Annotated in this window: 21 protein-coding genes; 7 read left to right on the top strand and 14 right to left on the bottom strand. The window is 69.5% G+C overall.

Annotated elements, in window-relative coordinates; all coding sequences use genetic code 11:
* From HNV26_RS19205 to HNV26_RS19155, 11 genes are all read right to left on the bottom strand, one after another.
* A partial coding sequence (locus HNV26_RS19205; RefSeq protein WP_171452844.1) for an HsdM family class I SAM-dependent methyltransferase occupies positions 1–723 on the bottom strand: 723 nt, incomplete at its 3' end.
* A 347-nt stretch (positions 724–1,070) separates the two neighbouring features.
* A complete protein-coding gene (locus HNV26_RS19200) occupies positions 1,071–1,784 on the bottom strand; it encodes an MBL fold metallo-hydrolase (RefSeq protein ID WP_171444726.1) in 714 nt (237 codons plus the stop codon).
* A gap of 148 nt (positions 1,785–1,932) precedes the next feature.
* Complete coding sequence (locus HNV26_RS19195) at positions 1,933–2,760, bottom strand: ion transporter (RefSeq protein WP_171444725.1); 828 nt, start codon at positions 2,758–2,760, stop codon at positions 1,933–1,935.
* A gap of 43 nt (positions 2,761–2,803) precedes the next feature.
* Positions 2,804–4,438 (bottom strand): sodium:solute symporter family transporter, encoded by a 1,635-nt coding sequence (locus HNV26_RS19190; protein WP_171444724.1) that lies wholly within the window; start codon positions 4,436–4,438, stop codon positions 2,804–2,806.
* Between the two features lie 7 nt (positions 4,439–4,445).
* Positions 4,446–4,730, bottom strand: coding sequence for a DUF485 domain-containing protein (locus HNV26_RS19185; RefSeq protein ID WP_171444723.1), 285 nt, complete (start codon positions 4,728–4,730; stop codon positions 4,446–4,448).
* A gap of 16 nt (positions 4,731–4,746) precedes the next feature.
* Positions 4,747–6,711: an acetate--CoA ligase gene (gene acs, locus HNV26_RS19180; RefSeq protein WP_171444722.1), complete on the bottom strand. Its 1,965-nt coding sequence runs from the start codon at positions 6,709–6,711 to the stop codon at positions 4,747–4,749.
* Between the two features lie 28 nt (positions 6,712–6,739).
* Complete coding sequence (locus HNV26_RS19175) at positions 6,740–7,846, bottom strand: hypothetical protein (protein WP_253816782.1); 1,107 nt, start codon at positions 7,844–7,846, stop codon at positions 6,740–6,742.
* Positions 7,847–8,000: 154 nt separating this feature from the next.
* On the bottom strand, positions 8,001–8,828 hold the full coding sequence (locus HNV26_RS19170; protein WP_171444720.1) for a hypothetical protein: 828 nt from the start codon (positions 8,826–8,828) through the stop codon (positions 8,001–8,003).
* Between the two features lie 136 nt (positions 8,829–8,964).
* Positions 8,965–10,347 (bottom strand): sigma-54-dependent transcriptional regulator, encoded by a 1,383-nt coding sequence (locus HNV26_RS19165; RefSeq protein WP_171444719.1) that lies wholly within the window; start codon positions 10,345–10,347, stop codon positions 8,965–8,967.
* On the bottom strand, positions 10,344–13,316 hold the full coding sequence (locus HNV26_RS19160) for an ATP-binding protein (RefSeq protein WP_171444718.1): 2,973 nt from the start codon (positions 13,314–13,316) through the stop codon (positions 10,344–10,346). Before HNV26_RS19160 ends, HNV26_RS19165 begins: the two co-directional genes overlap by 4 nt.
* Positions 13,313–13,507 carry a hypothetical protein gene (locus HNV26_RS19155; RefSeq protein WP_171444717.1) on the bottom strand — a complete coding sequence of 65 codons (195 nt, stop codon included), beginning with the start codon at positions 13,505–13,507 and terminating at the stop codon, positions 13,313–13,315. Before HNV26_RS19155 ends, HNV26_RS19160 begins: the two co-directional genes overlap by 4 nt.
* Before the next feature lie 211 nt (positions 13,508–13,718).
* On the opposite strand from HNV26_RS19155, the gene HNV26_RS19150 reads away from it, so the two are divergent.
* The 3 genes from HNV26_RS19150 (at position 13,719) to HNV26_RS19140 (ending at position 16,870) form a co-directional block, all read left to right on the top strand.
* Positions 13,719–14,927: a GNAT family N-acetyltransferase gene (locus tag HNV26_RS19150; RefSeq protein ID WP_171444716.1), complete on the top strand. Its 1,209-nt coding sequence runs from the start codon at positions 13,719–13,721 to the stop codon at positions 14,925–14,927.
* Positions 14,928–15,004: 77 nt separating this feature from the next.
* Complete coding sequence (locus HNV26_RS19145; protein ID WP_171444715.1) at positions 15,005–16,000, top strand: NAD-dependent epimerase/dehydratase family protein; 996 nt, start codon at positions 15,005–15,007, stop codon at positions 15,998–16,000.
* Positions 16,001–16,003: 3 nt separating this feature from the next.
* Complete coding sequence (locus HNV26_RS19140; RefSeq protein WP_171444714.1) at positions 16,004–16,870, top strand: WGR domain-containing protein; 867 nt, start codon at positions 16,004–16,006, stop codon at positions 16,868–16,870.
* Positions 16,871–16,937: 67 nt separating this feature from the next.
* Here the strand turns inward: HNV26_RS19140 and HNV26_RS19135 are convergent, their stop codons facing one another.
* Positions 16,938–17,780: a hypothetical protein gene (locus tag HNV26_RS19135; protein ID WP_253816780.1), complete on the bottom strand. Its 843-nt coding sequence runs from the start codon at positions 17,778–17,780 to the stop codon at positions 16,938–16,940.
* Between the two features lie 170 nt (positions 17,781–17,950).
* Here HNV26_RS19135 and HNV26_RS19130 point away from each other — a divergent pair, with 170 nt between their 5' ends.
* Positions 17,951–19,153 carry a substrate-binding domain-containing protein gene (locus tag HNV26_RS19130; RefSeq protein WP_171444712.1) on the top strand — a complete coding sequence of 401 codons (1,203 nt, stop codon included), beginning with the start codon at positions 17,951–17,953 and terminating at the stop codon, positions 19,151–19,153.
* A 27-nt stretch (positions 19,154–19,180) separates the two neighbouring features.
* Here HNV26_RS19130 and HNV26_RS19125 read toward each other — a convergent pair whose 3' ends face one another.
* Both HNV26_RS19125 and HNV26_RS19120 read right to left on the bottom strand, forming a co-directional pair.
* Positions 19,181–19,978 carry a M14 family metallopeptidase gene (locus HNV26_RS19125; protein ID WP_171444711.1) on the bottom strand — a complete coding sequence of 266 codons (798 nt, stop codon included), beginning with the start codon at positions 19,976–19,978 and terminating at the stop codon, positions 19,181–19,183.
* Between the two features lie 91 nt (positions 19,979–20,069).
* Entirely contained in the window at positions 20,070–20,513 is a 444-nt protein-coding gene (locus HNV26_RS19120; protein WP_253816778.1) for a Spy/CpxP family protein refolding chaperone, read from the bottom strand.
* Positions 20,514–20,894: 381 nt separating this feature from the next.
* On the opposite strand from HNV26_RS19120, the gene dnaE reads away from it, so the two are divergent.
* From dnaE to HNV26_RS19105, 3 genes are all read left to right on the top strand, one after another.
* Positions 20,895–24,452, top strand: coding sequence for a DNA polymerase III subunit alpha (dnaE, locus tag HNV26_RS19115; protein WP_171443844.1), 3,558 nt, complete (start codon positions 20,895–20,897; stop codon positions 24,450–24,452).
* Positions 24,453–24,473: 21 nt separating this feature from the next.
* Positions 24,474–25,301, top strand: coding sequence for a crotonase/enoyl-CoA hydratase family protein (locus HNV26_RS19110; protein ID WP_171443845.1), 828 nt, complete (start codon positions 24,474–24,476; stop codon positions 25,299–25,301).
* 81 nt (positions 25,302–25,382) lie between these two features.
* Positions 25,383–26,420 (top strand): prephenate dehydrogenase/arogenate dehydrogenase family protein, encoded by a 1,038-nt coding sequence (locus HNV26_RS19105; protein WP_171443846.1) that lies wholly within the window; start codon positions 25,383–25,385, stop codon positions 26,418–26,420.
* The last annotated feature ends 1 nt before the right edge of the window (position 26,421 follow it).

Genomic DNA, 26,421 nt, shown 5'->3' with positions numbered 1-26,421 from the left:
GTGGGGGCCCGGGAGGGAGCTCCACACGGTGATGCAGGTCCGCACCTGGGTGCCCGCGAAGGCGCCGGGGCCCAGGTCCACCACCTCGCGCAGGGAGAGTGTCTCCAGCAGCGACTGGCGCAGCGGCGCGTACATGAAGGCGTCGAGGAAGCTCGCGGGGATGATGAAGGCGAGCGCGCCGGGGCGGGTGGCCAGCCGGTGCGCGGCCACCAGGAGGAAGAAGGCGAAGTCGTCTCGCAGGCTGGTGCCAGGCATCAGCGCCAGTGGGAGCAGGGCGCGCAGCCGCGCGTAGGTGCGCGGGTCCTTCAGCACGGAGGAGGTGCCGTTGTAGGGCGGGTTGCCCACCCACAGCTCCTGGTGGTCTGGCGGAGTGGTGGCGAGCAGGGGCTCCAGTCCGTCTCGCAGCGCGTCTCCCGCGCGCACGGTGGCCTCGGGCACGCGGGCCTGGCAGAGGCGGGCGACCTCGGGGTCCAGCTCGAGGCCGCAGAGCCGGACGCCGGGCCGCAGCCGCGACGCGGCGGTGAGGAAGGCGCCCGCGCCGCACGAGGGGTCCACGACCGTGAGGGGGCCTCCGCCCACGTGCTGGAGCGCGAGCGCGAGGGTGCGTTCCGCCAGCGGTGCGGGCGTGAAGAAAGCACCCACGGCCTTACGGTCCAGGCTGGGGAATTGAAGGACGAGCTTCTCCTCATCCACTTCCAGCGGCCTATGCGCGGTGCGAGGCATGGAACCGCATCCTACCCAGCGTGGTGCGGAGTGAACGTCGGGGGCCTGCTTTCTGGCGGGTGTTTCATCGAGTTGTGCGCTTGGCATCAACAGACCTGCCCTGGAGTCGCAGGCGTGTGTGATGTCTGGGTGGGGCTCGCTGCCGTGTCGTGACAGGTTGGCCCAGGAACGTGGCGGGTGCGCCAAGATTCCCGGAGGCTCGCGAGTCGATGTCGTGGCGTGCCGGCGCGGGCTCCGGGCCGGACGGGCGGCTTGCTGTTCGGAAATGTCGGGACATTGGCGGCGGGCAAACCCCCGACATTTCCGAACAGCAAGCCTTGAACCGGTGCCGCTCCCTCCCCTGTACCTCAATGTGTGAGGCTGGCTCGCGCGCTGACCGATGCCGTTAGTCCGCAGGCGCGGTTGGCGGGAACCGCCACGTCGATGAGCTTGGGCTTCGGCAGGCCCAGTTTGTTCATGAGCTCGATGAAGCCATCGCGGCTCCGGCCGGCCACGCGCGGGTTGTGTCGCTTCTCCTCGCCGATGGTCGTCACAGTCAGCCCCTTGTAGTCATGGGCCGGGTACACGAGCGTCTCATCGGGGAGCGCGAACAACACCCGGGTGATGGAGTCATACAAGGTGCCGGCGTTCCCATTCTGGAAGTCTGTCCTGCCATTGCCACGGATGAGCAGGGCATCCCCGGTGAAGACGCGGTCTCCCAACAGGTAGCTCACGCTGTCATCCGTGTGGCCCGGCGTCGCGAGCACCTGGAGCGTGAAGTTCCCGGCGCGCAGCGTGTCGCCATGCTTCACGTGGATGTCAGCGCATGGTGCCCCGGCGATGCCGCCCACCACCTTGGCGCCCGTGCGAGCCCGGAGCAGGCCGGACGCAGTGACGTGGTCCGCGTGCACGTGCGTGTCGAGCGCATGGGTGAGGGAGAGGCCAAGCTCCCGCAGCAGTGTGAGGTCCCGGTCGAGCTTCTCCGCGACCGGGTCGATGAGGAGCGCCGTTCCTCGTCCCTCATCACCAAGCAGATAGGTGTACGTCGACGACGTCGTGTCGAAGAGCTGGCGGAAGAGCATGGTTGCCTCCAGGGAATCGAGAGCCAGGGCTCCGTCGATAAGCTTCACCCTGTGAGGGAAATGGGCTGGAAGTGGACGTCCGTTCCGCCTCCGTCCAGTCCAGGAAGCGCCCGGCCGCCGGTGCGGTGACCAAGCGAGCGACCGCGACCTAGAGCCCGTGCCCGCAGTGCTTGCAGAAATGCGCGTCCAAGTCATGCCCCTGCTGGCCACAGGCGGGGCACGCCCGGTTGTCCACCGCGTGCCGCGTGGCGGCGGCCAGCTCCACGGAGACGATGCCCGTGGGCACCGCGATGATGCCGTAGCCCATCACCATCAGAATGGAGGCGATGAACTGCCCCGGCACTGTCTTGGGCGTGATGTCGCCAAAGCCCACCGTCGTCACGGTGACGATGGCCCAGTACATGGCGCGGGGGATGCTGTCGAAGCCGTTCTCCTGGCCCTCCACCACATACATCAGCGCGCCCATGATGACGACGATGGTCAGCACCGTACCCAGGAAGACGATGATTTTCGGGCGGCTGGCGCGCAGCGCGGTGAGCAGCACCTCCGCCTGTCCGAGCAGGTGCGTCAGCTTGAGCACGCGGAAGACGCGCAGCAGCCGCAGCACCCGAATCACCAGCAGGGATTGCGCCCCGGGGAGAAGCACACTCAGGAAGGTGGGCAGGATCGCCAGCAAGTCCACCAGCCCGAAGAAGCTGCGGGCGTAACGCAGCGGCTTGCTGACGGAGAAGAGCCGGAGCAGGTACTCCAGGGTGAACAGGCCCGTGAAGAACCACTCGAAGCCGAGCAGCACGCTCCCGTACTGGGCCCGCACCGAGGCGACGCTCTCCAGCATCACCGCGATGATGCTGAAGAGGATGGCCCACAGGAGGCCGACGTCGAATGCCCTGCCCGCGGGCGTCTCCGCCTCGAAGATGATTTCGTGCAACCGACCGCGGAGGCCCTCGGTGGGGCCCTGCTCTGAGGCGTTGGACACGGGCCCAGTGTAGGCGACCCGTGCCCCAGGGGAATGCCTGTCCTCAGGCCTTGGCCTCGCTGCCCGTGGCGGCGGGGCGGGGCGGCCCCTCCGCGGGCTTCGGTGCCACGGCGGCCACCGCGGGAACTGGCTGGGGCACGCCCACGTGCATCCGGTGCTTCACCTCGGCGAAGCGGGCGGCGGACTCGTGCTCGGGGAAGAGCAGCGACACCGCCGCGCCCACGATGAAGGCCAGGGGAATGGTGATGACGCCCGGGTTGCGCAGGGGGAAGAGCGCGGACGTGTTGCCCAGGAGGTCCACCTGCACCGTGGGGGACAGGAAGATGAAGAGCACCGAGCTGATGGCGCCCGTCAGCATGCTGGCCACCGCGCCATTCGTGGTGAACTTCTTCCAGGCCATGGACAAGAGCAGCGCCGGGAAGTTGGCGCTCGCCGCGATGGCGAAGGCCAGCCCCACCATGAAGGCCACGTTCTGCCCCTTGAAGACCACGCCCAGGATGATGGCCAGGACGCCCAGGAAGAGGCTGGCCAGCCGGGCCACCTTGAGCTGCTCCGCCTCGGGGGCCTGGCCCTTGCGCACCACGCTGGACCACAAGTCGTGGGACAGCGCCGCCGCACCGGACAGCGTCAGGCCGGCCACCACCGCCAGAATCGTGGCGAAGGCGACGGCGGAGATGAAGCCCAGGAAGCCCGTGCCCCCCACGACTTCGGCGAGCATGGGCGCCGCCATGTTGCCGCCCTTGTCCACGCCGGTAATCGCCTGACGGCCCACCAGCACGGACGCGCCGAAGCCCAGGATGAACGTCACCAGGTAGAAGTAGCCGATGAGCCCCGTGGCGTAGAAGACGCTGCTGCGCGCCGCCTTCGCGTCCGGCACCGTGTAGAAGCGCATCAGGATGTGCGGCAGGCCCGCGGTGCCGAACATCAGCGCCACGCCCAGGGAGATGGCCTCCAGCGGGTTGTTCACCAGCTTCCCAGGTGCCAGCACCTCCGCGCCGTACTGGGTGGCGGCCTCGTTGAAGAGCCGCAGCGGGCTGAAGCCGAACCTGGACAGCACCATGCCCGCGAGCCCCGTGGCGCCCGCCAGCAGCAGCACTGCCTTGACGATCTGCACCCACGTGGTGGCAATCATCCCGCCGAAGAGCACGTAGAGAATCATCACCGCGCCCACGATGACGACCGCCGCCTCGTAGGACAGACCGAACAGCAGGTGGATGAGGTTGCCGGCGCCCACCATCTGCGCAATCAGGTAGAAGCTGACCACGGTGAGCGTGCCCACCGCCGCGGACAGGCGCACCGGCGTCTGCTTCAGCCGGTAGGCCACCACGTCCGCGAAGGTGTACTTGCCCAGGTTGCGCAGGGGCTCGGCGATGAGGAACGTCACCACCGGCCAGCCCACCAGCCAGCCCACGGAGTAGATGAGCCCGTCGAAGCCGGACGTGGCCACCAGGCCCGCGATGCCCAGGAAGCTGGCGGCGCTCATGTAGTCACCCGCGAGCGCGAAGCCGTTCTGCGCCGCGCTCACGCCGCCGCCCGCGGCGAAGAACTCCGAGGTCGTCTTCGTCTTGCGCGCCGCCCAGTACGTAATCGCCAGGGTGACGCCGACGAAGAGGAGGAAGAACAGGATGGCCGTCGCGTTCGGCTGGCCGAGCTGCGTCGTCGTTTCTGCCGGGTTCATGCCTGCCTCACTTCCCACCGCGGAGTTGGTGCAGGGCACGGTCGTACTTCCCGTTTGCCCACAGCATGTAGATGCCCGTCAGCGCCCAGGCCGCGATGATGACCAGCGCGCCCAGCAGGATGCCAATGGACAGGCCCGGGACGAGCTGCTGCCCCATGAGCGGCTTGTCGAACGCCACCAGCAGGATGAAGCCCAGGTACGCCACCAGCGTCGTCACGGTGAGCACGCCGGCCACGCGCCAGCGCGCCGCCGCGAGTGCTTCCAGCGCTTCCTCATTCGGATTCATGGACATGGGATGTCTCCTCCGGTCAGCGCTTCGCCTGTGGGGGCGTGGCCTTCGCGAGCAGTTCATCGAGCACCGACGGGTCCGCCAGGGTGCTGGCGTCACCCAGGTTCTCCACCTCGCCCGAGGCAATCTTGCGGAGCATGCGGCGCAGAATCTTCCCGGAGCGCGTCTTTGGCAGGCCGTTGACCAGCACCACCCGGTCCGGCGTGGCGATGGGGCCAATGACATGCCGAACCTGCTCCTTGAGCGCGCCCACCATCTGCTCGGAGGCGGACTCCTGCCAGTCCGGCTTCACCGTGACGAACGCGCACACGCCCGTGCCCTTGAGGTCGTGTGGGAATCCCACCACCGCGGCCTCGGCGACGGCCTCATGGGCCACCAGCGCGCTCTCCACCTCGGCGGTGCCCAGGCGGTGCCCGGAGACGTTGAGCACGTCATCCACGCGGCCGGTAATCCAGTAGTACCCGTCCTCGTCGCGGCGGCACCCGTCACCGGTGAAGTACAGGTTGGGGAAGCGCGCGTAGTACGTCTCCTTGAAGCGCTGGTGGTGGCCGTACAGCGTACGGGCCTGGCCCGGCCACGAGCGCGCCAGACACAGGTTGCCGCTGACGCCGTTGCCTTCGATGACGCGGCCCTCGTCGTCCACCAGCACCGGCTCCACGCCGAAGAAGGGCAGGGTGGCGGAGCCCGGCTTGGTGGGCGTGGCCCCCGGCAACGGGGCAATCAGGATGCCGCCCGTCTCCGTCTGCCACCACGTATCCACCACGGGGCAGCGGCCTTCGCCCACCACGTCGTGGTACCAGCGCCACACCTCCGGGTTGATGGGCTCGCCCACGCTGCCCAGGAGGCGCAGCGACTGGCGCGAGGACTTCTTCACCCACGCGTCACCCTCCTTGATGAGCGAGCGCAGCGCGGTGGGCGCGGTGTAGAGGATGGTGGCCTCCAGGTCGTCCACCACGCGCCACAGCCGCCCCGCGTCCGGGTGGGTGGGCGTGGACTCGAACATCACCGTGGTGGTGCCGTTCATCAGCGGCCCGTAGAGGATGTAGCTGTGTCCGGTGACCCAGCCCAGGTCCGCCGCGCAGAAGTAGACGTCCTCCGGCTGGATGTCGAAGACGTAGCGGAACGTGGTGGCCGCGTAGACGAGGTAGCCGCCGGTGGTGTGCAGCACGCCCTTGGGCTTCCCCGTGGAGCCGGAGGTGTAGAGGATGAAGAGCGGATCCTCGGAGTCCATCCACTCCGCGGGACAGACGCCGCGGTGCTTCGCCATCTCCACGTCCAGCCAGTAGTCGCGGCCGGCGAGCATGGGCACGTCCTTGCCCGTGCGGCGCACCACGAGGATGGACTCCACCAGGGAGAGGCCCTCCACGGCCTCGTCCGCGATGGCCTTGGTGGGCACGAACTTCGGGCCGCGCGGCCCTTCGTTGGCGGTGATGAGCACCTTGGCGCCGGAGTCGAGAATCCGCTCGCGCAGGGCCTCCGATGAGAAGCCGGCGAACACCACCGAGTGCACCGCGCCGATGCGCGCGCACGCGAGCATGGTGTAGGCCAGCTCCGGCACCATGGGCAGGTAGATGCAGACGCGGTCGCCCTTGCGCACGCCGTGGGCCTTCAGCACGTTGGCCACGCGGCCCACGTGGTGCTGGAGGTCGCGGTAGGTGATGGATTCGTACTCGCCCGGCTCGTTCTTCGCCCAGATGATGGCGACCTTGCCGGGGCGCTCCGTCGCGTGCCGGTCGATGCAGTTGTAGGCCGCGTTGAGCTTGCCGCCGCCGAACCAGGAGAAGTCCACCTGTTCGGTGTCCAGGTTCATGATGGCGTCTGGCTTGTGGAACCAGGTGAGCTGTTCGGCCATCTCACCCCAGAAAGCCTCGGGCTGCTGGATGCTGCGCTGGTAGAGGCGCTGGTAGTCCTCCAGGCTCTTCACGTGGGCGTTGCGGCTGAAGGCGTCCTTCGTGGGGATGAGCGCGTCCTGCGTCTGGGCCATCGTTGGCTTCCTTGGGAGTGGAGGAGGGTCAGTAGAAGAGCTGCAGCTGGCTCGTGCCTGTCACGGCGGCACGTGCCTGGGAGATGTCGCCGGTCCAAGAGACGGCGACCTCTGTCCGGAGGTTGAACGTGTGCTTCCGGAACCAGATGTTGAAGCCGGGCTTGAGCGCGAGCAGGTCCTGGCCTTCTACGCGCGCGCTGAAGTACTCGCCGGAGATGAGCGGCTGGAACTTGCCGAAGCGCCAGCCCGTCTCCGCGTAGAACCCCGTGCCGCTCTGCGGGTTGTCCAGGCCCTGGCGGTAGTGGAAGAGGGTGGCGTTGAAGACGAACTCCTGGTCGTTCGCCAGGGGCACGTCGAGGAACACGTCCGCGGCCGTACCCAACGCATCATGGAGACCGGATTCCGTGGCCACCGCTTGGGGCTGGTAGTCGGCGCCGATGCCCACCGACAGGCGCGGCTCGGAGGCGAAGTAGATGCCTTGGAAGAAGAGGTCCTCCTCGCGCGTGAAGAAGTTCCAGCGCGCCATCGCCGTGACGCGAGGCAAATCGTCCGGGTTGAGCACGGTGCCCTCCGGCGTCGTCTTGCCGTTGACGCCATTGAAGATGGCGGCCCGGAATCCCAAGGGGCCGGCGAAGCCGCGGACCTGCACGCCGATGTCCCGCCACACCTTGCCCACGCCAGGCGCCCAGCGGACCAGGCTGGAGTGGTAGTCCACTGCCTGCAACGCGACGGCGCCCTGGAGGACATGGCGCGTCAGCGGCGGCAGCAGCATGCCCACGTCAATCCAGACCTTCTCCGCCACCTCATAGGAGATGAACGCGTCCTGGATGAAGAAGGCGACGTTCCAGTCGCCGTTCTTGCCGTAGTTGGGCTGGTCCGTCTCGGCGAAGAACGACAGCTTCTGGGTGATGTTTCCGAAGACGAGCAGGCGCGTGCGCCGCAGGAACATGTCGGAGCTGGGGCCGCCGGACGGCGCGCCTTCGTCGACAATCTGGAGCTGCGGCTGCAGGAGGATGGCGACGTTGAGGGAGGACTCCTCGCTGAGGGGAATCTTGAATGCGCTCGACGGCGTGGCTGACAGCAGGACCGCGAGCGCGGCCATGAACGACAGCATGCGTGCGGGGGCAGTGCGCATGCTCCAGCACAGAGCAACGTGTCTGCCAATGCGCCGCGCTCGGAGATTCAAGACGTTGCAGGTTGGCTCGGCGCGTCAGGACGTTACCGAAGGTGACGTTCGTGTTACCGCGGTAACGCTTCGTGCGCTGCGTCGTAACGCTTTGCGCGCGGCGTCAGGTCTGCTTGGAGTTCGAGTGGTCGCCTGTCTTTCCTAGCAGGTATCCACCATGACTGATGGCCAGCAGGGCGAGCATGCCTTGCGACAGGGCGGGCATCGCGTGGGTCGTCCCGCGCGCCACCGACATGGCCACGTCCATGAAGTAGCCCACCGCCGCGATGAGCGTGAAATAGAACATCTGCACCTTGGCCAGGTCGATGTGCGCGGTGTTGCCCACCTCGTCTCCCTGGAACATGTCCGCCATGCGTGCGTCTGTCATGTTCGCGTTGGCGTAGAGCACGCCCTGGCGGTGAGCGTCGATGTCCGTGGGGGACTCCGCGAGCTGGACGGAGGTGTTCTGCACCAGCTTCTCGTCCGGGCTGCGCGCACGCTTGCCGCCCAGCACCAGCGGTGTGCCCAGCAGGGACGTGGTGGAGATGCCCATGGCAATCCAGAGCTCCTGGGGGATGTCGACTCCCACGGCGTTGGGCGCGCCCGACTTCACGCGGGAGAGCGTCATCGTCAGGTAGCCCGCCATCACCACCACGGTCCACACGAGCGCCTGGAATCGGGAGAGGCTCATCAGGTTGCGCTCACTGATGAGCAGCGCCAGGGGCACGCCCGCGATGGCCTTGCCCAACACCAGCAGGAAGCCGGTGAGCATGGCGGCCGTTCCGAGCAGGTTCCATCCCGGCGGCAGGAACCACGTCGTGGTGATGATGGCCATGGGCATGACCGTGGTGAGCACCACCATCCGCCCGTACTCCGCGCGAGGAATGACGCCAACGACGTCCCCCGCGCGATTGCCAGCCCCACTGCCAATCACAGGCACGCTGTCTGCCATGAACGCCCCCCTGCGGTGTGTTGGCGGAAATCCTAGCGATGGGGCGCGGCAGGCGTTCCGCCGCGCTGGGGCGGCGCCCCTGGCGGACGGGCTTCCAGCACTGGAGGGCAGTGGACAGGCGCGAGGGCGCCGTGCCTCAGGCGCGAGTGCGAGGGATGCCCAGCTTCTGGCGCTTCTCCCACAGAGCCTTGCGGCTGATGCCCAGGCGCTTCGCCAGCTCCGTCTCGCCCATGTGCTCCTGGTGCTCCAGGACGAAGCGGCGGAAGTACTCCTCCATGGAGTCCGGTGATGCGCCGCTGGCTTCCTCCGCGGCGGCGGGGCTCGTATCGGCGGACTCGGTGGACGCTCCGAAGCTGTCCGCCGTGTCGGGGAGCTCCAGCGCCAGGAGGCCCGCCGTCACCACCGGGCCATCCGCGAGGATGACGGCGCGCTCCAGGGCGTTCTCCAGCTCGCGCACGTTGCCCGGCCAGGGATGGGAGGTGAGCGCTTCCAGGGCCTCGGGAGACAGGCTCGCCGTTGGGCGGCCAAGCTTGCGGCTCGCCTTCTCCAGCAGGTGCCTGGCCAGCGCGGGCACGTCCTCCGTGCGCTCCCGCAGCGGCGGCAGGCGGATCTCCACCACGCGCAGGCGGAAGTAGAGGTCCTGACGGAAGGACCCCTCCTGCACCCGGCGGGGCAGGTCCCGGTGGGTCGCCGCGACGATGCGCACGTCCACCTTGCGGGGCCGCGTCGCGCCCACGCGCCGCACTTCTCCGTCCTGGAGCATGCGCAACAAGCGCGCCTGCGCGGGGGCGGGCAGCTCGCCAATCTCGTCCAGGAAGAGCGTGCCGCCGTGCGCCGCCTCCACGAGCCCGGGGTGCGCGGCCTGCGCGCCGGTGAAGGCGCCCTTCTCGTGGCCGAAGAGCTCGCTCTCCAGCAGGCCTTCGGGGATGGCCGCGCAGTTCACCGCCACCAGCGGCCCGTCCGCCCGGGGACTCTGGGCGTGGAGGGCCCGCGCCACCAGCTCCTTACCGGTGCCGGACTCCCCCAGCACCAGCACGGTGGCGGGGGAGGGCGCCACCTTGCGGACGCGCTCGAAGACCTCGCGCATCGCGGCGCTGTTGCCCACCATGCCGCTGACGGGGTGGGCCTGCTCCACCTCGCGCTTGAGCGCCGCGTTCTGCCGCGTCAGCAGGCCTTCGCGCAGCACCCGCTCCACCTGCATCAGCAGCTCGTCGTGGTCGAAGGGCTTGGCGATGTAGTCCACCGCGCCCAGCTTCATCGCGTCCACCGCGGACTTCACGGTGGCGTAGCTGGTCATGATGAGCACCGGCACACCCGGACACATGGCGATGATGTCCGTCCCCGGGGCGCCCGGCAGGCGCAGGTCCGACAGCACCAGGTCGAACGAGTCCAGCGGGTAGTCGCTCGACGCCTCGTGCACGGAGCCCGCTTCGGACACGTCGTGCCCCGCGCGCACGAGCAGCCGGCGAAGCTCCGTGCGGATGATGGGCTCGTCTTCGATGACCAGGATGCGGCTCATGCCGGGGCCTCCCGCTCGGGGTTCACGCTGGCTTCCATCCGGCGTGGCTCCGGAAGGCTCACCACGACGCTAGTCCCTCCCCCCTGCCGCTTGTCCACCTGCATCGTTCCGCCGTGCTCCCGGACGATGCCCGCCGCGAGCGCCAGGCCCAGGCCCGTTCCCTCGCCGGGGCCCTTCGTGGTGAAGAAGGGCTCGAACACGCGCTGCGCCAGCTCGGTGGGAATCCCGTGTCCCCGGTCCATGACGCGCAGCCGCACCGCGCCACCGTCGATGTCCGCTTCCAGCTCCACCACGCCGTGCTCGGGTGAGGCGTCCATCGCGTTGGTCAGCAGGTTGACGAGCACCTGCTCCAGCCGCTGCGCGTCGCCTTGCACCTCCAGGCCCTCTGGACAGCGATGCTCGAAGCTCACCCCACGCTGCTTGCGCGCCAGCCGCGCCAGTTGCACGGCTTCGCTCAGCAGCGGCGCCACGGCGACGCGCGTGAAGGGCCGCGCCTGCCCGCCCACCGTGCCTTCGTGGCTGAAGCCCACCAGCGTCCGGACGATGGCGTCGATGCGCCGGCACTGCTGGAGGATGAGCCCCGCGCGCTCCTGCACCGCCGCCGGGTCCTCCAACTCGTACTTGAGGTTCTGCGTCAGGCTGGCGATGGCCGTCAGCGGGTTGCCAATCTCATGGGCCACGCCCGCGGCCACGCGCCCCAGCGAGGCCAGCCGGTCCTGATGCGCCATGCGCGCGTCCACGGCCTTTCGCGCCGTGAAGTCCTCCACCAGGAGGGCCATCCCCTCGGACGTGCCCGTGCCCTGCTCCGCGGGGGAGAGCCGGGAGCGGTGCAGCCGGAGGATGCGCTCGGCGCCCGCCACGGTGACGCGCGTCTCCGTGTCCCCGTCCACACCGCTGGCGAAGCCGGACAGCAGCGGGCCCCAGGGCGCGGGCAGGGCCTCCAGGGGATGGCCACGCACGGTGTCCACCGGCACGCCGGAGAGCTGCTCGAGCGCCCCGTTCCAGATGACGACCTCACCGTCCGGCCCCACGGCGCAGACGCCCACCGGGAGGTCCTCCAGGATGCGGCGCAGGTAGCGGCGCACGGCCTCCAGCGCGGGCACCGGGCCTTGCAGCCCTCGCGCGTCGCGGAGGCGCTCCTCGACGAAGCGGAGTTGTTCGGCCAGGGCCGTGCGCGCGCCGGGCTCCAGCCGCAGCGCCTCCTCCACCGTCATCCGCGCGAGCACGGGGCCCAGCAGGCCCGACAGGTTTCGCTCCACGCCGTCGCGCAGGCGGCGCAGCTCGGAGGGCCGGCGTTCATCCTGCGGCAGCGACAGGGACTTCAGCGCCCGGTCCACCTCCGCCGTCGCGGCCTCCTCACCCAGCAGCGGGGCCAGCTTGCGGCGGAACTCGTCGGGCGAGCCCGCGACCACGCCACCCGCGGCGGGCGCGGCCTCTTCGCGTGTGCAGGCCCGCGCGGCCTCTGCTTCCTCGGCGGACTGGCGCGTCGCCAGCGACACGCCGATGAAGGCCAGCCCGTTGAGGCTGAGCGATGCGAAGGTGGCGAAGCCCCAGGGCTCACTGCCGGAGAACCCGAGCAGCGCCGCCATGCGGTGCGTCCACGCGACGACGTCCGGCGACGCCCACAGGGGCACCACCAGCGTCAGGAACCACAGGCTGGCGCCCACCGCCAGGCCCGTCAGCAGCCCGGCGCGCGTGCCCCGCTTCCAGAACAGCAGCCCCAGCACGCCGGGGATGAACTGCGCCACCGCGACGAAGGACACCAGCCCCAGGTCCACCAGTCCCGTGCCGCGGATGTTCAGCAGCCAGTGGAAGCCGTAGCCGGCCAGGATGATGATGCCGATGAACAGCCGGCGCGCCCACAGCAGCCAGCCGTAGAGATGCGGCTGCCCGCGTGCGTAGCCCAGGGGCAGCACCAGGTGCGTGAGGCACATGGGCGCCAGGGCCAGCGTGGTGACGATGACCATGGCGCTGGCCGCGGAGACACCGCCCAGGAAGGCGCCCAGCGCCAGCCACGTGGCGCCGCGGGACGCGGGCACCGCCAGCACGTGGAAGTCCGCGGGCCAGGGCAGTCCCAGCGCCTCGCCGCTCCAGAGCACCACGGGGACGACCAGGTTCATCACCAGCAACAGCAGCGGGAAGGCCCAGGTGGCGGTGGCCAGCCCCTCACGCTCCGGGGCCTCGGTGAAGGCCACGTGGTAGCTGCGAGGCGTGAGGAACGCGGCCGCGCAAGAGAGCACCAGCAGCGGTGACCAGGAGGCATCTCGCGCCGGGCGCTGAAGTGCGTCGATGGCCTCTGGATGCGCGTCGACCCATGCCAGCAGCCCGTCCACGCCGCCGAACACGTTGGAGACCGCCCAGACGCCCACGGCCACCAGTGCGACGAGCTTCACTGCGGACTCGAAGGCGATGGCCAGCATCAGGCCTTCGTGCCGCTCGCGCGGGGTGAGGTGTCGTGCGCCGAAGAGGACGGAGAAGACGGTGAGGACCGCGCAGAAGCCCAGGCCCACCAGCGTGGGAGACGCGGAGGGGCTGAGCACGCGCGCGGACTCCACGACGGCCCGCACCTGGAGCGCCAGATAGGGCAGGCTGCCCGCCAGCAGGAACAGCGTCACCGCGGTGCCGGTGGATTGCCCCGGGTAGCGGAAGGCCAGCACGTCCGCTAGCGACGTGAGCTGCAACTCGCGGGACAGGCGCAGCAGCGGGCGCCACAGCACGGGAATCAGCAGGCACGCAAGGGTGACGCCCAGGTAGATGCCCAGGTAGCGGAAGCCGTGGCGGGCCGCGTAGCCCACGCTGCCGAAGTAGGACCACGACGTGGCGTACACGCCCAGGGCCAGCGCGTAGACGAGCGGATGCTGGGTGATTCGCGCGGGGATGGCGCCTCGCTCCGCCGCGTAGGCCACCAGGAAGAGCACCAGCAGGTAGGCGACGGACGCGGCGACGAGCGAGCCGAGCTCGAGCGTCATGGGCCACGACTCCGGTGCGCCGCCCAGCCGCCCAGGAGGATGATGCCCAGCCACACCGCGAAGGGCAGGTACCCCGGCGCGCCCTCCGCCAGCCACAGCCGGCGCAGGGGAGAGCCGAAGAGGAGCACCGCGACGGCGAAGACGAGCAGCGACGGCATCACGGGGGCGTCGGGCTCGGTAGGGCGCTTCATGGCGGCGAGGATACCAGCCGCGCCGCCTTGGGGTGGCGAAGCCGCCACGCGCGTCGGGTGGAGGCGGTGGGACGGTTCGCCGGGCGCGGGAGGCGCATCCTCACGGCGCGCCTGCTGTCCGGACGTGGGCGCACGGGCCTGCCGGGCCGTGGCTTGTCGCTCGACAGGCAGGCCGGGCCGTCGTGAGAATGCGGGCGGCCGAGGCGCCAGCGTGCGTCATCGGGAAACGGAGATGCGCGTGGAGACGCAGCCTGGCGACTTCGGACCGCCACGAGATGAGCGTGAGATGGCCGCCGTCGCGGACATCATGATGCAGTCGTATGCCGTGTCCCCCGCGGACGGCGCCGCCTGGGTGCAGCGGACGTCGCGGCCGGACCTGCGGTTGTTGCGCGAGGGCGGCGAGGTGGCGGCCACGCTCGTGCTCATCCGCATGGGGCAGTGGTACGGCGGGCGCAGTGTGCCCGTCATCGGCGTGGGAGGGGTGGGCGTGTCTCCCGTCCACCGGGGACGCGGCATCGCCACGCGACTGATGCAGCACCTACTGCGCGAGGCCCGCGCGACGGGCGCCCCGCTGTCGGTGCTCTATCCGGCGACGCAGCCACTCTACCGGCGCGTGGGTTACGAACACGCGGGCACGCGGCAGGAGATCCGCATCCAGGTCCCATCGCTGGACGTCAGTGAGCGGACGTTGTCGCTCCGGGCCATCGAGGAGAAGGACATGCAGGCCATCGTCCTGAGCTACCAGCGCCACGCGCGTCACCGGCCGGGCTGGCTGGACCGCGGAGACTTCTCATGGGGCCGCGTCCGCAACATGCGTGGCGAGGTGGCACACGGCTACCTGGTGGAGGGCAGCGCCGGTGTGGAGGGCTACCTCTACGTCATCCGCCGGCCGCTCAAGGACTTCAAGCAGGAGCTGTTCCTCACCGACGTCGTGGCCCATACGCCCGCGGCGGCGCGGAGGATCCTGAGCTTCCTGGGGGACCACCGTTCCCTGGCCACGGATGTCTGCTGGTACGGCGGCGTGGACGACCCGTTGCTCCTGCTGCTTCGCGAGCAGACGTACTCGGTGAAGCTGTACATGCACTGGATGGTGCGGGTGCTGGACGTGGCCTCCGCGCTGGAGGCGCGCGGCTGGCCGGAGGGACTCTCCGGTACCCTCCATCTGGACGTCGAGGACGACCTCTTCCCGGAGAACCAGGGCCGCTTCGTGCTGGAGGTCGCGGAGGGGCAGGCGCGCGTGCGCCGTGGCGGCGACGGCGGCCTGCGGCTGCACGTGCGGCACCTGGCGCCGCTCTACACCGGCCACCTGTCCGCGGAGTCGCTGCGGGCCATGGGCGCGCTGGAGGGTGATGATGCCTCGGTGCGCGCGGCGGGCAGTCTCTTCGCCGGGCCGCCGCCGTCTCTGCGCGACATGTTCTGACCCGGGCCGGGCGCTCTATCGGGCCCGGCGCGGGAGTGCTAGGAGCGCGAGCAGTCCTTCACAGGAGCGTGCAGGCAATGCGGGCATTCGTCACCGGTGGTTCAGGCTTCGTGGGCAGGCACCTCCTCACCGCGCTGAAGGTGCGCGGGACGCCCGCTCGGGCCCTGGCGCGCTCCGCCGCGGCAGTGGCCTTGGTGGCGGAGGCCGGCGGGGAGCCCTTCGAGGGCGACCTGTCGGACGTGGAGAAGCTGAAGGCCGGCATGGAGGGCTGTGACACCGTCTTCCATTGCGCCGCGGTGGTGAAGGGCTGGGGCGCGCGCAGCGAGTTCTACGAGACGAACGTGCGCGGCACGGAGCGGGTGCTGGAGGCGGCGCGCGCCGCGGGCGTCAAGCGGCTGGTCCACGTCAGCACGGAGGCGGTGCTCGCGGATGGCTCGCCCCTGGAGCGGGTGGATGAGACGATGCCCCTGCCCGAGCGCCCCATTGGCGACTACCCCTCCACCAAGGGCGAGGCGGAGCGCCGGGTGCTCAGCGTGAATGCGCCGGACTTCGTCACCGTGGCGGTGCGCCCCCGCTTCATCTGGGGCGCCGGTGACACGTCGCTGCTGCCGCAGTTCCAGGAGGCGGTGCGGACCGGGCGCTTCCGGTGGTTCGGCGGCGGCCGTTACCTGACGTCCACCTGCCACGTGGCCAACTGCGTGGAGGGCATGCTGCTGGCGGCGGAGAAGGGCCGCGGCGGCGAGGCCTATTTCCTCACCGACGGGGAGCCCGTGGAGTTCCGGGGCTTCATCACCGCCATGCTCGCGACGCAGGGCGTGGACGCGGGCGAGCGCACCCTGCCGTACGGCGTGGCCGCGACGGTGGCCACGGTGGGGGACTTGCTGTGGGGCACCTTCGGCCTGGGCGGCAGGCCTCCGCTCACCCGCACCGAGGTGCTGCTCATGGGGCGGGAGGTGACGGTGCGGGACGACAAGGCCCGCCGGGAGCTGGGGTACGAGGGCCGCCGCTCCCGTGAAGAAGGGCTCCGCGAGATGAAGGCGGAGCATCAGGACACGGCGTCGCGTATGCTCTGAGGCATGCGAAGGTTCGAGTTCGTGGAAGGCTCCAGCTCCAAGTTCTGGGAGCCGGAGCTCAAGGGCAACACCTTCATCGTCACCTTCGGTCGCATCGGCACCGCCGGTCAGCGGCGGGAGAAGGCTTTCGCGGACGAAGCCGGCGCCCGGAAGGAATACGAGAAGAAGGTCGCTGAGAAGCTGCGCGAGGGTTACCTCGAGGTGACGGAGGGCGGCGCCGCGGAGGCCGCGCCCGCGTCCGCGCCACCGCCCGCGCCGAAGAAGGCGGAGCTCCCCCGCCGCGTGCCCGCGGTCACGCCCACGTCCGAGTCGCTGAAGGCCGCCGCCGAGGCGCTGGCCGCGCTCCGGGCCCGGCTGGGGTGGCGGAGCTGGGAGGTGACGTCGCGGGCCCGGCGTGCGAAGCGCGCGCTGCGGGCCCTGGGCGGCGTGGACCCCGCGGCCCACTCGGAGCTGGCGGGCACCTTCACCGCGTTGATGGAGCGCGTCGTCGCTCCGAAGAAGGACGGCCGGCTCCCGCTGCGGCACGCGCTCGCGCTGCTGGGCGAGTTGGACGTGGCCGCCTTCACCCGCGCGGCCGAGGTATGGCTCGCCGTGCCGGACGCCGTCCCCGCGGCGACGACCGTGGCCCGGCAGGCGTCGGCGCTGGGGCAGCCCGAGCTGGCGCTGCGCATGGGCATGCTGCTGGCGGAGCGTCCCGGTCTGGCGGGCGCGCCTTCCGAGGAGGGGTGGAGCAAGCGGTGGACGCGCCTGCGGCCGCACGTGGAGGAGCAGCTGTCCTCCAGCGGCGGCTCGCTGGCCACCTGGGCCCAGTCCGTCGATGCCTCGAAGGACGCGCACCTGGCCAGCCGGTTGGCCCGCCTGGAGGCGTGAGGCGCCAGCGTCGCTGGCTCTCAGGAGCGCGTGGGAGTGCCCCACGCGCTCCGCGAGGGGCGGTGGCCTAGCCCGGGCCGCCGTCGCTGGGCGCGGACGACTTCTTGGCGGCGCCCTGGCCCGAGGACGGAACGCTGTCGGGCTGACGGTCCATCTCCGCCGTCGGATAGTCGCGCGCGGCGTCCAGGTAGGACTGGGGCTTGATGCGCCGGCGCATGCGCCACGTCAGGTTGTCGGGCTGCACGAGCACGGGCTCCCCTTCGGCGCGCTGCTCCACCAGATGTCCGTCGCAGAAGCGCCACAGCTTGCGGCCGTCCACCTCCTGCCGCGCGTAGAACAGGTCCGTCTGCCCCACCTGGGGGTTGGGCGGGCACCAGGTGCGGCGGGCGGCCTCCTCCCGCTCGGGCATCTCCTCGCGCCACTGCCGGCGGGCATCCTTCAGCGCCACGGCGGCCAGCACCTTGGGCCCTTCTTCCAGCCGGGCATCCACCTCCGTCAGCAGCTCCTGGCCACGACGGGCAATCTCCGGGAAGGCCCCGGTGTTGCGGAAGCCGCACTCCTTCAGCCGGTTGAGCGTGTAGCGGTGCACCTCCATGATGGGCGGAAGTGAGCCGGTGGCCTCCCGCATCATCGCCAGTTGGCGAGCGTGGTCCGGCGCGTCCAGCTTGGCGAGGTTCTCCGTCTCCCGGAGGAAGCGGGCCATGGTGCCATTCACCGTCGTCAGCTCGTCCGCCAGCCACCGCGGTTCCGAGGACGCACAGGGGTCCGCTTTCGCCTTCTTGTAGTCCCGGTACTCCGCTCGAGACATGCCGAGCGAATAATGCTCCACCGGAGGAGCGGGCCTGGTCGCGCACGCGCTCAGCGCCGTGCCCAGGCCCGCAAGCACGAGCTGCCGAATGTTTGGCGTCATCCGCCCATTCTGGCATGTCATTTGTGTTCAAACAAACGTGCGGAAGTGGACACTTCGGGTTCCAGGGCTGGGGGCCGAGGCGGACGTGCCGCCCCTGTACGGCGTCGCGGAGGTTGCCTACAAGGATGCTCAGGAGCAGAGCACCCGTTCCCAGAAGTGCGAGCCGGTCCATGAAGCCCGCGGTCCTCATCATCGTCGGGGTGCTCACTGCGTTGGGTGGGGCCCTCTACCTGTCTTCGCGGCGCGCGGCGGAGCGAGCGGAAGAGGTGCGTCCCGCGGCCCAGGCGCCCGTATCCACCCGCGCGGTGCGGACGGAAATCACGTTCCTCTACAGCACGGAGAAGAAGGCGTGGGTGGAGGAGGCCGCGGCGGACTTCCAGAAGGCGCATCCGCTCATCCGGGTGAACCTGGTGGGCCAGGGCTCGCTGGAGGCCGCGCGGGCCATCCTCGAAGGCCGTGAGCGGCCCACCGTGTGGAGCCCCGCCGACAGCGCGGTGCTGCGGATGCTGGAGTCGGACTGGGCCACGGACACCACGCGTGAGCCGCTGTTCGCCTCGGAGGGCGAAGCGGCGCCTCGGCCGTTGGTGAAGACGCCGCTCGTCTTCGTGGCGTGGGAGGACCGGGCGGAGGTGCTCCTGCGCGCCAGCGGCGGGGGCGCGGTGTCCTGGAAGGTCATCCACGACGCGGTGTCCAGTGACCAGGGCTGGCCGGCGGTGGGTGGCCAGCCGGAGTGGGGCTTCGTGAAGCTGGGCCACACGGACCCCACGCGCTCCAACTCCGGGCTCCAGGCGCTGCTGCTGGCGTCGCTGGAGTTCTACGGCAAGCAGAGCGGATTGACGGTGGCCGACCTGCTGGAGCCGCGGTTCCAGACGTGGCTGAGCCAGTTGGAGCGGGGCACGGGCCGCTTCGAGCAGTCCACGGGCGCGCTGATGGCGGACATGGTCCGCTTCGGCCCGTCCCGCTACGACATCGCCGTGGTGTACGAGAACCTGGCCATCGCCCAGCTCTCCCAACCGCCGGGGAAATGGGGGGCGCTGAAGGTCCTGTACCCGACGCTCACGTCCTGGAGCGACCATCCGGCGGCGGTGCTGGACGGGGACTGGGTGCTGCCCCGCCAGCGCGAGGCCGCGCTGGAGTGGCTGCGCTACCTGCACAGCCGGCCGGTGCAGCAGCGCGCGCTGGCCTTCGGCTTCCGCCCCGCGGATGACTCCGTCCCGCTGGAGCCCCCTGGAGAGGACAGCCTCTTTCCCCCGCTGGCCGCGCGGGGCCTCCAGGTGGACGTGCCGGCCGGCGCTGAGGTCCCCGAGGGCGCGGTGGTCCGCAACCTCCTCACGCTGTGGACGCGGCGCGTGGGCAACGCGCGGTCGCCGTAGCCCGCCGCTTCGTCTGGTGCTCCGCCCTCAGCCGCCGCGCGCCACCAGGTCGATGAAGCCGCGAATCCAGATGAGATTCACCGCGTCGCAGACGTCACGCGGCGTCGGCGTCGTCGTCTCCAGCGCGGCCGTGTAGGGCACGCCCTGGCGCGAGTACCAGTCGGTGACGCTGCCATCGTGGTACTCGATGAGGCCGTCCGCGTCGGCGAAGCTGTGGTCGTCCACCTTCTGGCTGCGCACCACCGCGACGTGCTTCGCGCTGGCCTCCACCAGCGGGCGGTAGGCCGCCTTGTCTCCGAAGGTGTACGCATATGTCGACGCCCCGCCCAGGTAGTCGTCCTGGTGGATGTCGAGCGCGGCGGCCGGAGCGGCATAGCGCGCCAGCTCGCTGCGTATCGCACGCGTCTCCTTGGGGCCTCCGTCATACAGCGCCCAGCGGAGGAAGGGGCGCGCGACGTTCAATTCGCCCACCCACTCCCCGGGGGCGATTTCGTAGCGGAGGAAGTCGTTGTTGGGCTTCTCGCCGCTGCGGTTGTACCGGGTCCCCGCCTCGAAGCCGGACGGATTGATGCAGGGATAGACGCGCAGCCCCACGCCGCGCTCCACCGCGTACGCCGCCACCGCCGGGAAGTGCTCGGCCAGGGTGAGGGGACCGGCGGGCTCCTCCCCGTGGAAGCCGGAGGTGATGACCAGCCAACGCTCTCCCGGGACGACGAGCCGGAAGAGGGGGTAGTCCTGGTCCCCCTCCGTCACGCGGCCGTATTCGGAGACGTCCGCGACCTGGGCGTGGGCGCGGATCCGCTTTGCGTAGTCGGTGTAATTCACGCACCTAAACTAGCCGTGCGCCGCCGCCCCGCCCACCCTTTCCCGCAAGCACACACCCCACCTGTCCTGACGCCACGGTGGCGCGCGCGGACTACGGGCCTACGTGCTCGCGGAACTGTTCGGCCAGCGCCTTGCGCTGCTGCGGCGTCAGCGTGCCGTGGACCTCCAGGGCGGCGTCTGTCGCCTGGTGAGCGAAGGCGCGCATGGCCTCGATGCGGGCGTCCACCAGGGCGTGGAGCTTCTGCCGGTCCGGCGTGTCCGACGCGAGCTGTTGGAAGGCCTCCTCGCGCACCGCGCGGTGCTCCTGCATCAGCTGCACTCCGTCTGAGAACAGTCGGTCCTTCACGGCGTGGATGGACTGGCGCTGGGACTCCGTGGCGTCCAGCGAGTCCAGCTTGTCGTCGAGCTTCCACGTCACCAACTGCTTCACGCGCTCCGGGTCCTTGCCCCAGCGGGGGCCTCCCCGCAGCGCGAAGCCGCTGAGCAGCGCGACGGCGAGCATCGCGGAACCGACGATTGCGAACCTCTTCATCATGGCCTTCTCCTGGGTGGAGCGCGGACGGCTCCACGTGAAGTCGCCACCCCTCGCGGCGACGGTGGGCAATGTGCCGGCCCGCCGTTGCTGGGACTTGTACGAGGCGTGAAGAAGTATGAAGCCGCCCGAGCGCTCACCGGCCCAGGGGCCACGTCCTGGCGCCTGAGGGTTGGACGCATCGTGACTTCCACGGAGACGGGCGGTGGGAAGGGCGGGCGTTAGCATTCCGTCCAGGGTTTCCGCTCATGGCGGAACGCCGCAAGAGGCCGATTTTCCGGCCTCTCCCGCGCGTCTCCGCCAGGGGCAACACTGGACTGGCGAGCAGGGGAGCACGGCCCTAGTGTTCGGCGGCACCCCGGCCTCCAGGAGCGGAACGCGCTTATGTCCTTTACCCACCTCCACCTGCACACCCTCTACTCGCTCCTCGATGGGGCGATCCGGATGAAGGACCTCATCAAGACGGTGAAGGAGAAGGGGATGAGCAGCGTCGCCGTGACGGACCACGGCAACATGTTCGGCGCCATCGACTTCTACAAGAAGGCGAAGGACGCCGGCATCAAGCCGATTCTGGGCATGGAGGCCTACGTCGCCGGGCCCAAGGGGCGTGAGGACCGCTCCGAGAAGGTCTCCCACCACCTCATCCTGGTGGCGAAGAACGCGGAGGGTTACGCCAACCTGCGCTACCTCTCCTCCACCGCGTACATGCACGGGTTCTACTACCACCCGCGCATCGACAAGAAGGTGCTCGCCGAGCACAGCAAGGGCCTGTTCGCGCTCACCGCGTGCCTGGGGGGGGAAGTCACCAGCGCGTGCTTCCGCGGCGACATGGACCACGCCCGCCGCGCCGCGCAGGAGTACAAGGACATCTTCGACCCGGGGCACTTCTTCCTGGAGGTGCAGTCCAACGGGATGCCGGAGCAGGACAAGGCGAACGAGAACCTCAAGCAGCTCTCGCGTGACCTGGACATCCCGCTGTGCGCCACCGCGGACGCGCACTACATCAAGCGCGAGGACGCGCGCGCCCACGAACTGCTCATGTGCATCGCCAGCGGCAAGACGCTGGCGGACGGCAAGCGCATGAAGCACTCCACGGACAAGCTCTACGTCACCAGCCCCACGGAGATGCTGGAGTTCTTCAAGGACATCCCCGAGGCGGTCCACAACACCCAGCGCATCGCCGAGCAGTGCAACCTGGAGCTCAAGCTGGGCAAGCCGATGCTGCCCACCTTCAAGGTGCCCGACAGCCACACGCCGGACAGCTACATGGCGGAGCTGGCGTATGAGGGGCTGCGCGAGCGCTTCAACGAACTGGCGGCCACCGTCACGTACCCCATCGACCGCGAGCAGTACCAGGCGCGGCTGGCGCTGGAGATTGGCGTCATCCAGAAGATGGGGTTCTGCGGCTACTTCCTCATCGTCCAGGACTTCATCAACTGGGCGAAGAAGATGAACATCCCGGTGGGCCCGGGCCGTGGCTCCGGCGCCGGCAGCCTGGTGGCCTACGCGCTGCGCATCACCGACGTGGACCCCATCCCGTACAACCTCCTGTTCGAGCGCTTCCTGAACCCGGAACGCGTGTCGATGCCCGACTTCGATATCGACTTCTGCCAGGACCGCCGGGACGAGGTCATCCAGTACGTCGGCCGGAAGTACGGCGAGATGAACGTGGGGCAGATCATCACCTTCGGTTCGCTCAAGGCCAAGAGCGTGCTGCGCGACGTGTGCCGCGTGTTCGCGCTGCCGTTCAGCGAAGGTGACCGCATCGCGAAGCTGGTTCCGGAGGTGCTCAACATCACCTTGAGGGAGGCCATCGAGATGGAGCCTCGCCTCAAGGAGATGATGGAGACGCCCTCCAACATCGGCGAGGTGGAGGGCAAGCCCGTCACCACCAGGGACGTGCTCGAAATCGCGCTCGCGCTGGAGGGCCTGCACCGCCAGCCCGGCATGCACGCCGCAGGCGTGGTGATTGCCGACAAGCCGCTGTGGGAGTTCGTGCCCGTCTACCAGCCGCCGGGTGAAAAGACGCTCATCACCCAGTTCGCCAAGGACGAGGTGGAAGCGGCCGGCCTGGTGAAGTTCGACTTCCTCGGTCTGAAGACGCTCACGGTGATTCAGCACGCGCTGGACCTGGTGAAGCGCAACCACGGCAAGGACATCCCGCGGCACGAGATTCCGCTCAACGACGAGAAGACCTGGGAGTTGATGGCCAAGGGCGACACGGCCGGCATCTTCCAGATGGAGTCCAGCGGCTTCACGGAAATGGTCGTGAAGCTCAAGCCGAACTGCTTCGAAGACGTCATCGCCGCCGGCGCGCTCTACCGCCCGGGTCCGCTGGACTCCGGCATGGTGGACGTCTTCATCAACCGCAAGCACGGCCGGGAGAAGGTGTCGTACCCGCACCCCGCGCTGGAGCCGGTGCTCAAGGACACCTACGGCGTCATCGTGTACCAGGAGCAGGTGATGCAGATTTCGCAGGTCCTGGGTGGCTACACCCTGGGCCGCGCGGACCTGCTTCGCCGCGCCATGGGCAAGAAGAAGGCCGAGGTCATGCAGGCCGAACGGGCCGGCTTCCTCGAGGGCTGCGCGAAAAACAACGTCGACCTCAAGGTCGCCGGTGAAATCTTCGACCTGATGGAGAAGTTCGCTGAGTACGGCTTCAACAAGAGCCACTCGGCGGCCTACGGCCTGGTCACCATCCACACGGCCTGGCTGAAGGCGCACTACCCCTGCGAGTTCATGGCGGCCCTTCTCTCCAGCGAGAAGGACAACACGGACAAGGTGGTGAAGCACATCGGCGAGGCGCGCGAGTCGGGCCTCGAGGTGCTGCCGCCGGATGTGAATCAGTCCGACATGGAGTTCGGCGCGGTGAGCGGGAAGATTCGCTTCGGCCTGGGCGCCATCAAGGGCGTGGGCGAGGGCGCCATCGAGTCCATCCTGGAGGCGCGCAAGGATGGCTCCTTCAAGAGCCTGTTCGACTTCTGCGAGCGCGTGGACAGCCGGAAGGTGAACCGGAAGGTGATGGAAGCGCTGGTGAAGGCGGGGGCCTTCGACTTCGAGAAGCGCTCGCGCCGGCAGATTTTCGACACCATCGAGAAGGCGATGAACCGCGGCTCGGCCAGCCAGAAGGACAAGGCGGCCGGCCAGAGCTCGCTGTTCGGCATGCTGGCGGGGCCGTCCTCGGACGGTGGTGGCGGCGGGCTGAAGGACGACTACGTCGAGGTGGAGGACTGGTCGGAGAAGGAGCGGCTGTCGCTGGAGAAGGAGGCCATTGGCTTCTACGTGTCCGGCCATCCGCTGCACCAGTACGACAAGGAGCTGAAGCGCTACGCGCGGCCGATTACGGCGGTGCAGCGCGCGCGCAAGGACGACAAGCTCACGGTGGCGGGCATCGTCACGGTGCTGCGCGAGCGGCCCACGAAGACGGGCAAGCGCATGGCGTGGGTGACGATTGAGGACTTGTCCGGCTCCATCGAGTTGGTGTGCTTCCCGGGCAAGGACGGCACGCGCAACGTGATGGGCCGGGACGGCAAGTGGGCGAAGCAGGGCCCCAAGCCGGGCTTCGAGAACTGGGAGCACCTGCTCAAGTCGGACGACCCCATCCTGGTGTCGGGCACGGTGCAGATCAGCCAGCGTGACGAGGACACGCCGACGCCGGAGCTCATCGTCGACGACATCCAGAGCCTCAAGGCGGTGCGTGAGAAGCGCACCAAGCGGCTGGAGCTGCGCGTGCCGGCGGACCTGCTCACGGAGGAGCGGGTGGCGAAGCTGCACGAGTTGGCGAAGAAGTACGCTGGCGCCACGCCCGTGGCGGTGAGCGTGCTCTTCAAGGGCGAGGGGGAAGCGCTCATCGGCAACACGTCCATCAAGGTGCAGGTGAATGACGACCTGCTGCTCGCGGTGGACCGCCTGTTCGGCATGCGGGTGGTGGAGTTCGGCTGACGTCTTGAATCGGAGGCCTGAATGGACGGGACCTACAAGTCGCTGCGCATCGAGAAGAATGAAGGCGTCGCCGAGCTGGTGCTCACCGGCCCTGGCAAGGGCAACGCCATGGGGCCTGACTTCTGGCGGGAGATGCCCGAGGCCATCCGCGCGCTGGACGCGGATGACTCCGTCCGCGTCGTGCTGGTTCGCGGAGAGGGCAAGCACTTCACCTTCGGCCTGGACCTGGTGGGGATGATGGAGTCCCTGGGGCCGCTGCTCACTGGCGAAAGCAACCTGGCCCTGGAGCGCTTGAAGCTGCTGTCGCTGATTGGCGACATGCAGCAGGCCACCGAGGGCATGGCCCGCTGTCGCAAGCCCGTCATCGCCGCCGTGCACGGCTGGTGCATCGGTGGAGGCATGGACCTCATCGCCGCGTGTGACTTCCGGTACTGCTCCGAGGACGCGAAGTTCTCCCTGCGCGAGGTGAAGGTGGGCATCGTCGCCGACCTGGGCGCGCTCCAGCGCCTGCCTCGCATCATCGGCGAGGGCCACACGCGCGAGCTGGCCTACACCGGAGGTGACGTGGACGCCGCGCGCGCCCTGCGCATGGGGCTGGTGAACGAGGTGTTCCCCACGCCGGAGGCCCTGCTGGCGGAGGCCCGAGCGACCGCGAGGCGCATCGCCGAGAACGCCCCGCTCGTCGTCCAGGGCGCCAAGCAGGTCTTGGAGTACTGCGCGGACAAATCCATCGTGGATGGCCTGCGTTATGTGGCGGTGTGGAACTCCGCGTTCCTTCAGTCCCATGACCTGGCCGAAGCCTTCTCCGCATTCGTGGAGCGCCGCCCCCCTCACTTCCAGGGGCGCTGAGCCCCCGGGCCGAGGGGCTTCCTCCGCTTGCGCTGGCGATGCGAGAATTCCAGGCGCAACTGGGATTTGGAGTCCGGCGTCATGACGGAACGCATCGCGCTGCTGGGGTACGGCCGCTTTGGCCGTGCCCTGTCGGGCCTCCTGCTGGAAGCGGGCATCCCGCATCGGGTGTTCGAGCCGCGCCAGGATGACGTGCCCGACGCACTGAGGGCACCGACGCTCGCGGAGGCTGTCGAGGGCGCGGGGCTGGTGGTGCTCGCCATGCCCGTGTCTGGAATGCGCTCGGTGCTGGAGGCGCTTCGCCCGCGTCTGTCGCCCGAGCAGACGGTGCTCGACGTCGGCAGCGTCAAGGTGCGCCCCGTGCAGGTGTTGGCCTCCGTGTTGGGGCGGGACATCCCCTGGGTGGGCACGCATCCGCTGTTCGGCCCGGCCAGTCTGGCGAGGGGCGACCTGCCGCGCCGCACGGTGGTGTGCCCGAACGAGCTGCACCCAGAGGCCGTGCGCAAGGCCCGGGGGCTGTTCGAACGCATCGGCTGTGAAGTGACGGAGTTGTCGCCGGATGCGCACGACGCGCTGATGGCGCGCACGCACGTGCTCACCTTCTTCCTGGCCCACGGACTGCTCAAGGCGGAGGCCGGAAAGGGGCTGCCCTTCGCGCCGCCCAGCTTCCAGCCCGTGGCCCGCCTGGAGGAGTACGCACGGCTGGAGGTGCCCCACCTCTTCGGCGTCGTGCAGTCAGAGAACCCCTATGCGCGGGACGCACGCGTGCGGCTGCTGGATGCCCTGACGCAGCTACACCTGGGGTGTGAATCAGGGCACTCGGGCGCGCCGGAGCCTGTCGCCGCGCCGCCCGGGCTGACGGAAGTCCGCGAGCGCGTGGATGCGCTGGACCGCGAGTTGGTTCAGCTCCTGGAACGTCGCGCCCAGCTCATCCAGCAAGCAGCACACCTGAAGGCCGAGCACGGACTCCCGCTGCCAGACGCGGAGCGCGAGGCGAGCCTGTTGGAGTCCCGGCGCCAGTGGGCCGAGCAGCAGGGGATGGACGCGGACGACACGGAAGACGTGTTCCGCGCCGTCCTGCGCTTCTCACGCCGCGCCGTGCCCACGGGCTCCCGCTGAA

This window comes from Myxococcus xanthus (assembly GCF_013116825.1).
Lineage (GTDB): Bacteria > Myxococcota > Myxococcia > Myxococcales > Myxococcaceae > Myxococcus > Myxococcus xanthus_B.
The sequence above is the reverse complement of the archived record's forward strand: the minus strand, read 5'-3'. Positions and strand labels throughout refer to the sequence as shown.

Coding starts and splice junctions, on each gene's coding strand:
- HNV26_RS19105 (WP_171443846.1), top strand. CDS start 25,383: ATGACGGAACGCATCGCGCTGCTGGGGTACGGCCGCTTTGGCCGTGCC.
- HNV26_RS19200 (WP_171444726.1), bottom strand. CDS start 1,784: ATGCTCTTCCGCCAGCTCTTCGACACGACGTCGTCGACGTACACCTAT.
- HNV26_RS19185 (WP_171444723.1), bottom strand. CDS start 4,730: ATGTCCATGAATCCGAATGAGGAAGCGCTGGAAGCACTCGCGGCGGCG.
- HNV26_RS19145 (WP_171444715.1), top strand. CDS start 15,005: ATGCGGGCATTCGTCACCGGTGGTTCAGGCTTCGTGGGCAGGCACCTC.
- HNV26_RS19175 (WP_253816782.1), bottom strand. CDS start 7,846: ATGCGCACTGCCCCCGCACGCATGCTGTCGTTCATGGCCGCGCTCGCG.
- dnaE (WP_171443844.1), top strand. CDS start 20,895: ATGTCCTTTACCCACCTCCACCTGCACACCCTCTACTCGCTCCTCGAT.
- HNV26_RS19190 (WP_171444724.1), bottom strand. CDS start 4,438: ATGAACCCGGCAGAAACGACGACGCAGCTCGGCCAGCCGAACGCGACG.
- HNV26_RS19110 (WP_171443845.1), top strand. CDS start 24,474: ATGGACGGGACCTACAAGTCGCTGCGCATCGAGAAGAATGAAGGCGTC.
- HNV26_RS19160 (WP_171444718.1), bottom strand. CDS start 13,316: ATGACGCTCGAGCTCGGCTCGCTCGTCGCCGCGTCCGTCGCCTACCTG.
- HNV26_RS19130 (WP_171444712.1), top strand. CDS start 17,951: ATGAAGCCCGCGGTCCTCATCATCGTCGGGGTGCTCACTGCGTTGGGT.
- HNV26_RS19135 (WP_253816780.1), bottom strand. CDS start 17,780: ATGACGCCAAACATTCGGCAGCTCGTGCTTGCGGGCCTGGGCACGGCG.
- HNV26_RS19120 (WP_253816778.1), bottom strand. CDS start 20,513: ATGATGAAGAGGTTCGCAATCGTCGGTTCCGCGATGCTCGCCGTCGCG.
- HNV26_RS19165 (WP_171444719.1), bottom strand. CDS start 10,347: ATGAGCCGCATCCTGGTCATCGAAGACGAGCCCATCATCCGCACGGAG.
- HNV26_RS19170 (WP_171444720.1), bottom strand. CDS start 8,828: ATGGCAGACAGCGTGCCTGTGATTGGCAGTGGGGCTGGCAATCGCGCG.
- acs (WP_171444722.1), bottom strand. CDS start 6,711: ATGGCCCAGACGCAGGACGCGCTCATCCCCACGAAGGACGCCTTCAGC.
- HNV26_RS19155 (WP_171444717.1), bottom strand. CDS start 13,507: ATGAAGCGCCCTACCGAGCCCGACGCCCCCGTGATGCCGTCGCTGCTC.
- HNV26_RS19140 (WP_171444714.1), top strand. CDS start 16,004: ATGCGAAGGTTCGAGTTCGTGGAAGGCTCCAGCTCCAAGTTCTGGGAG.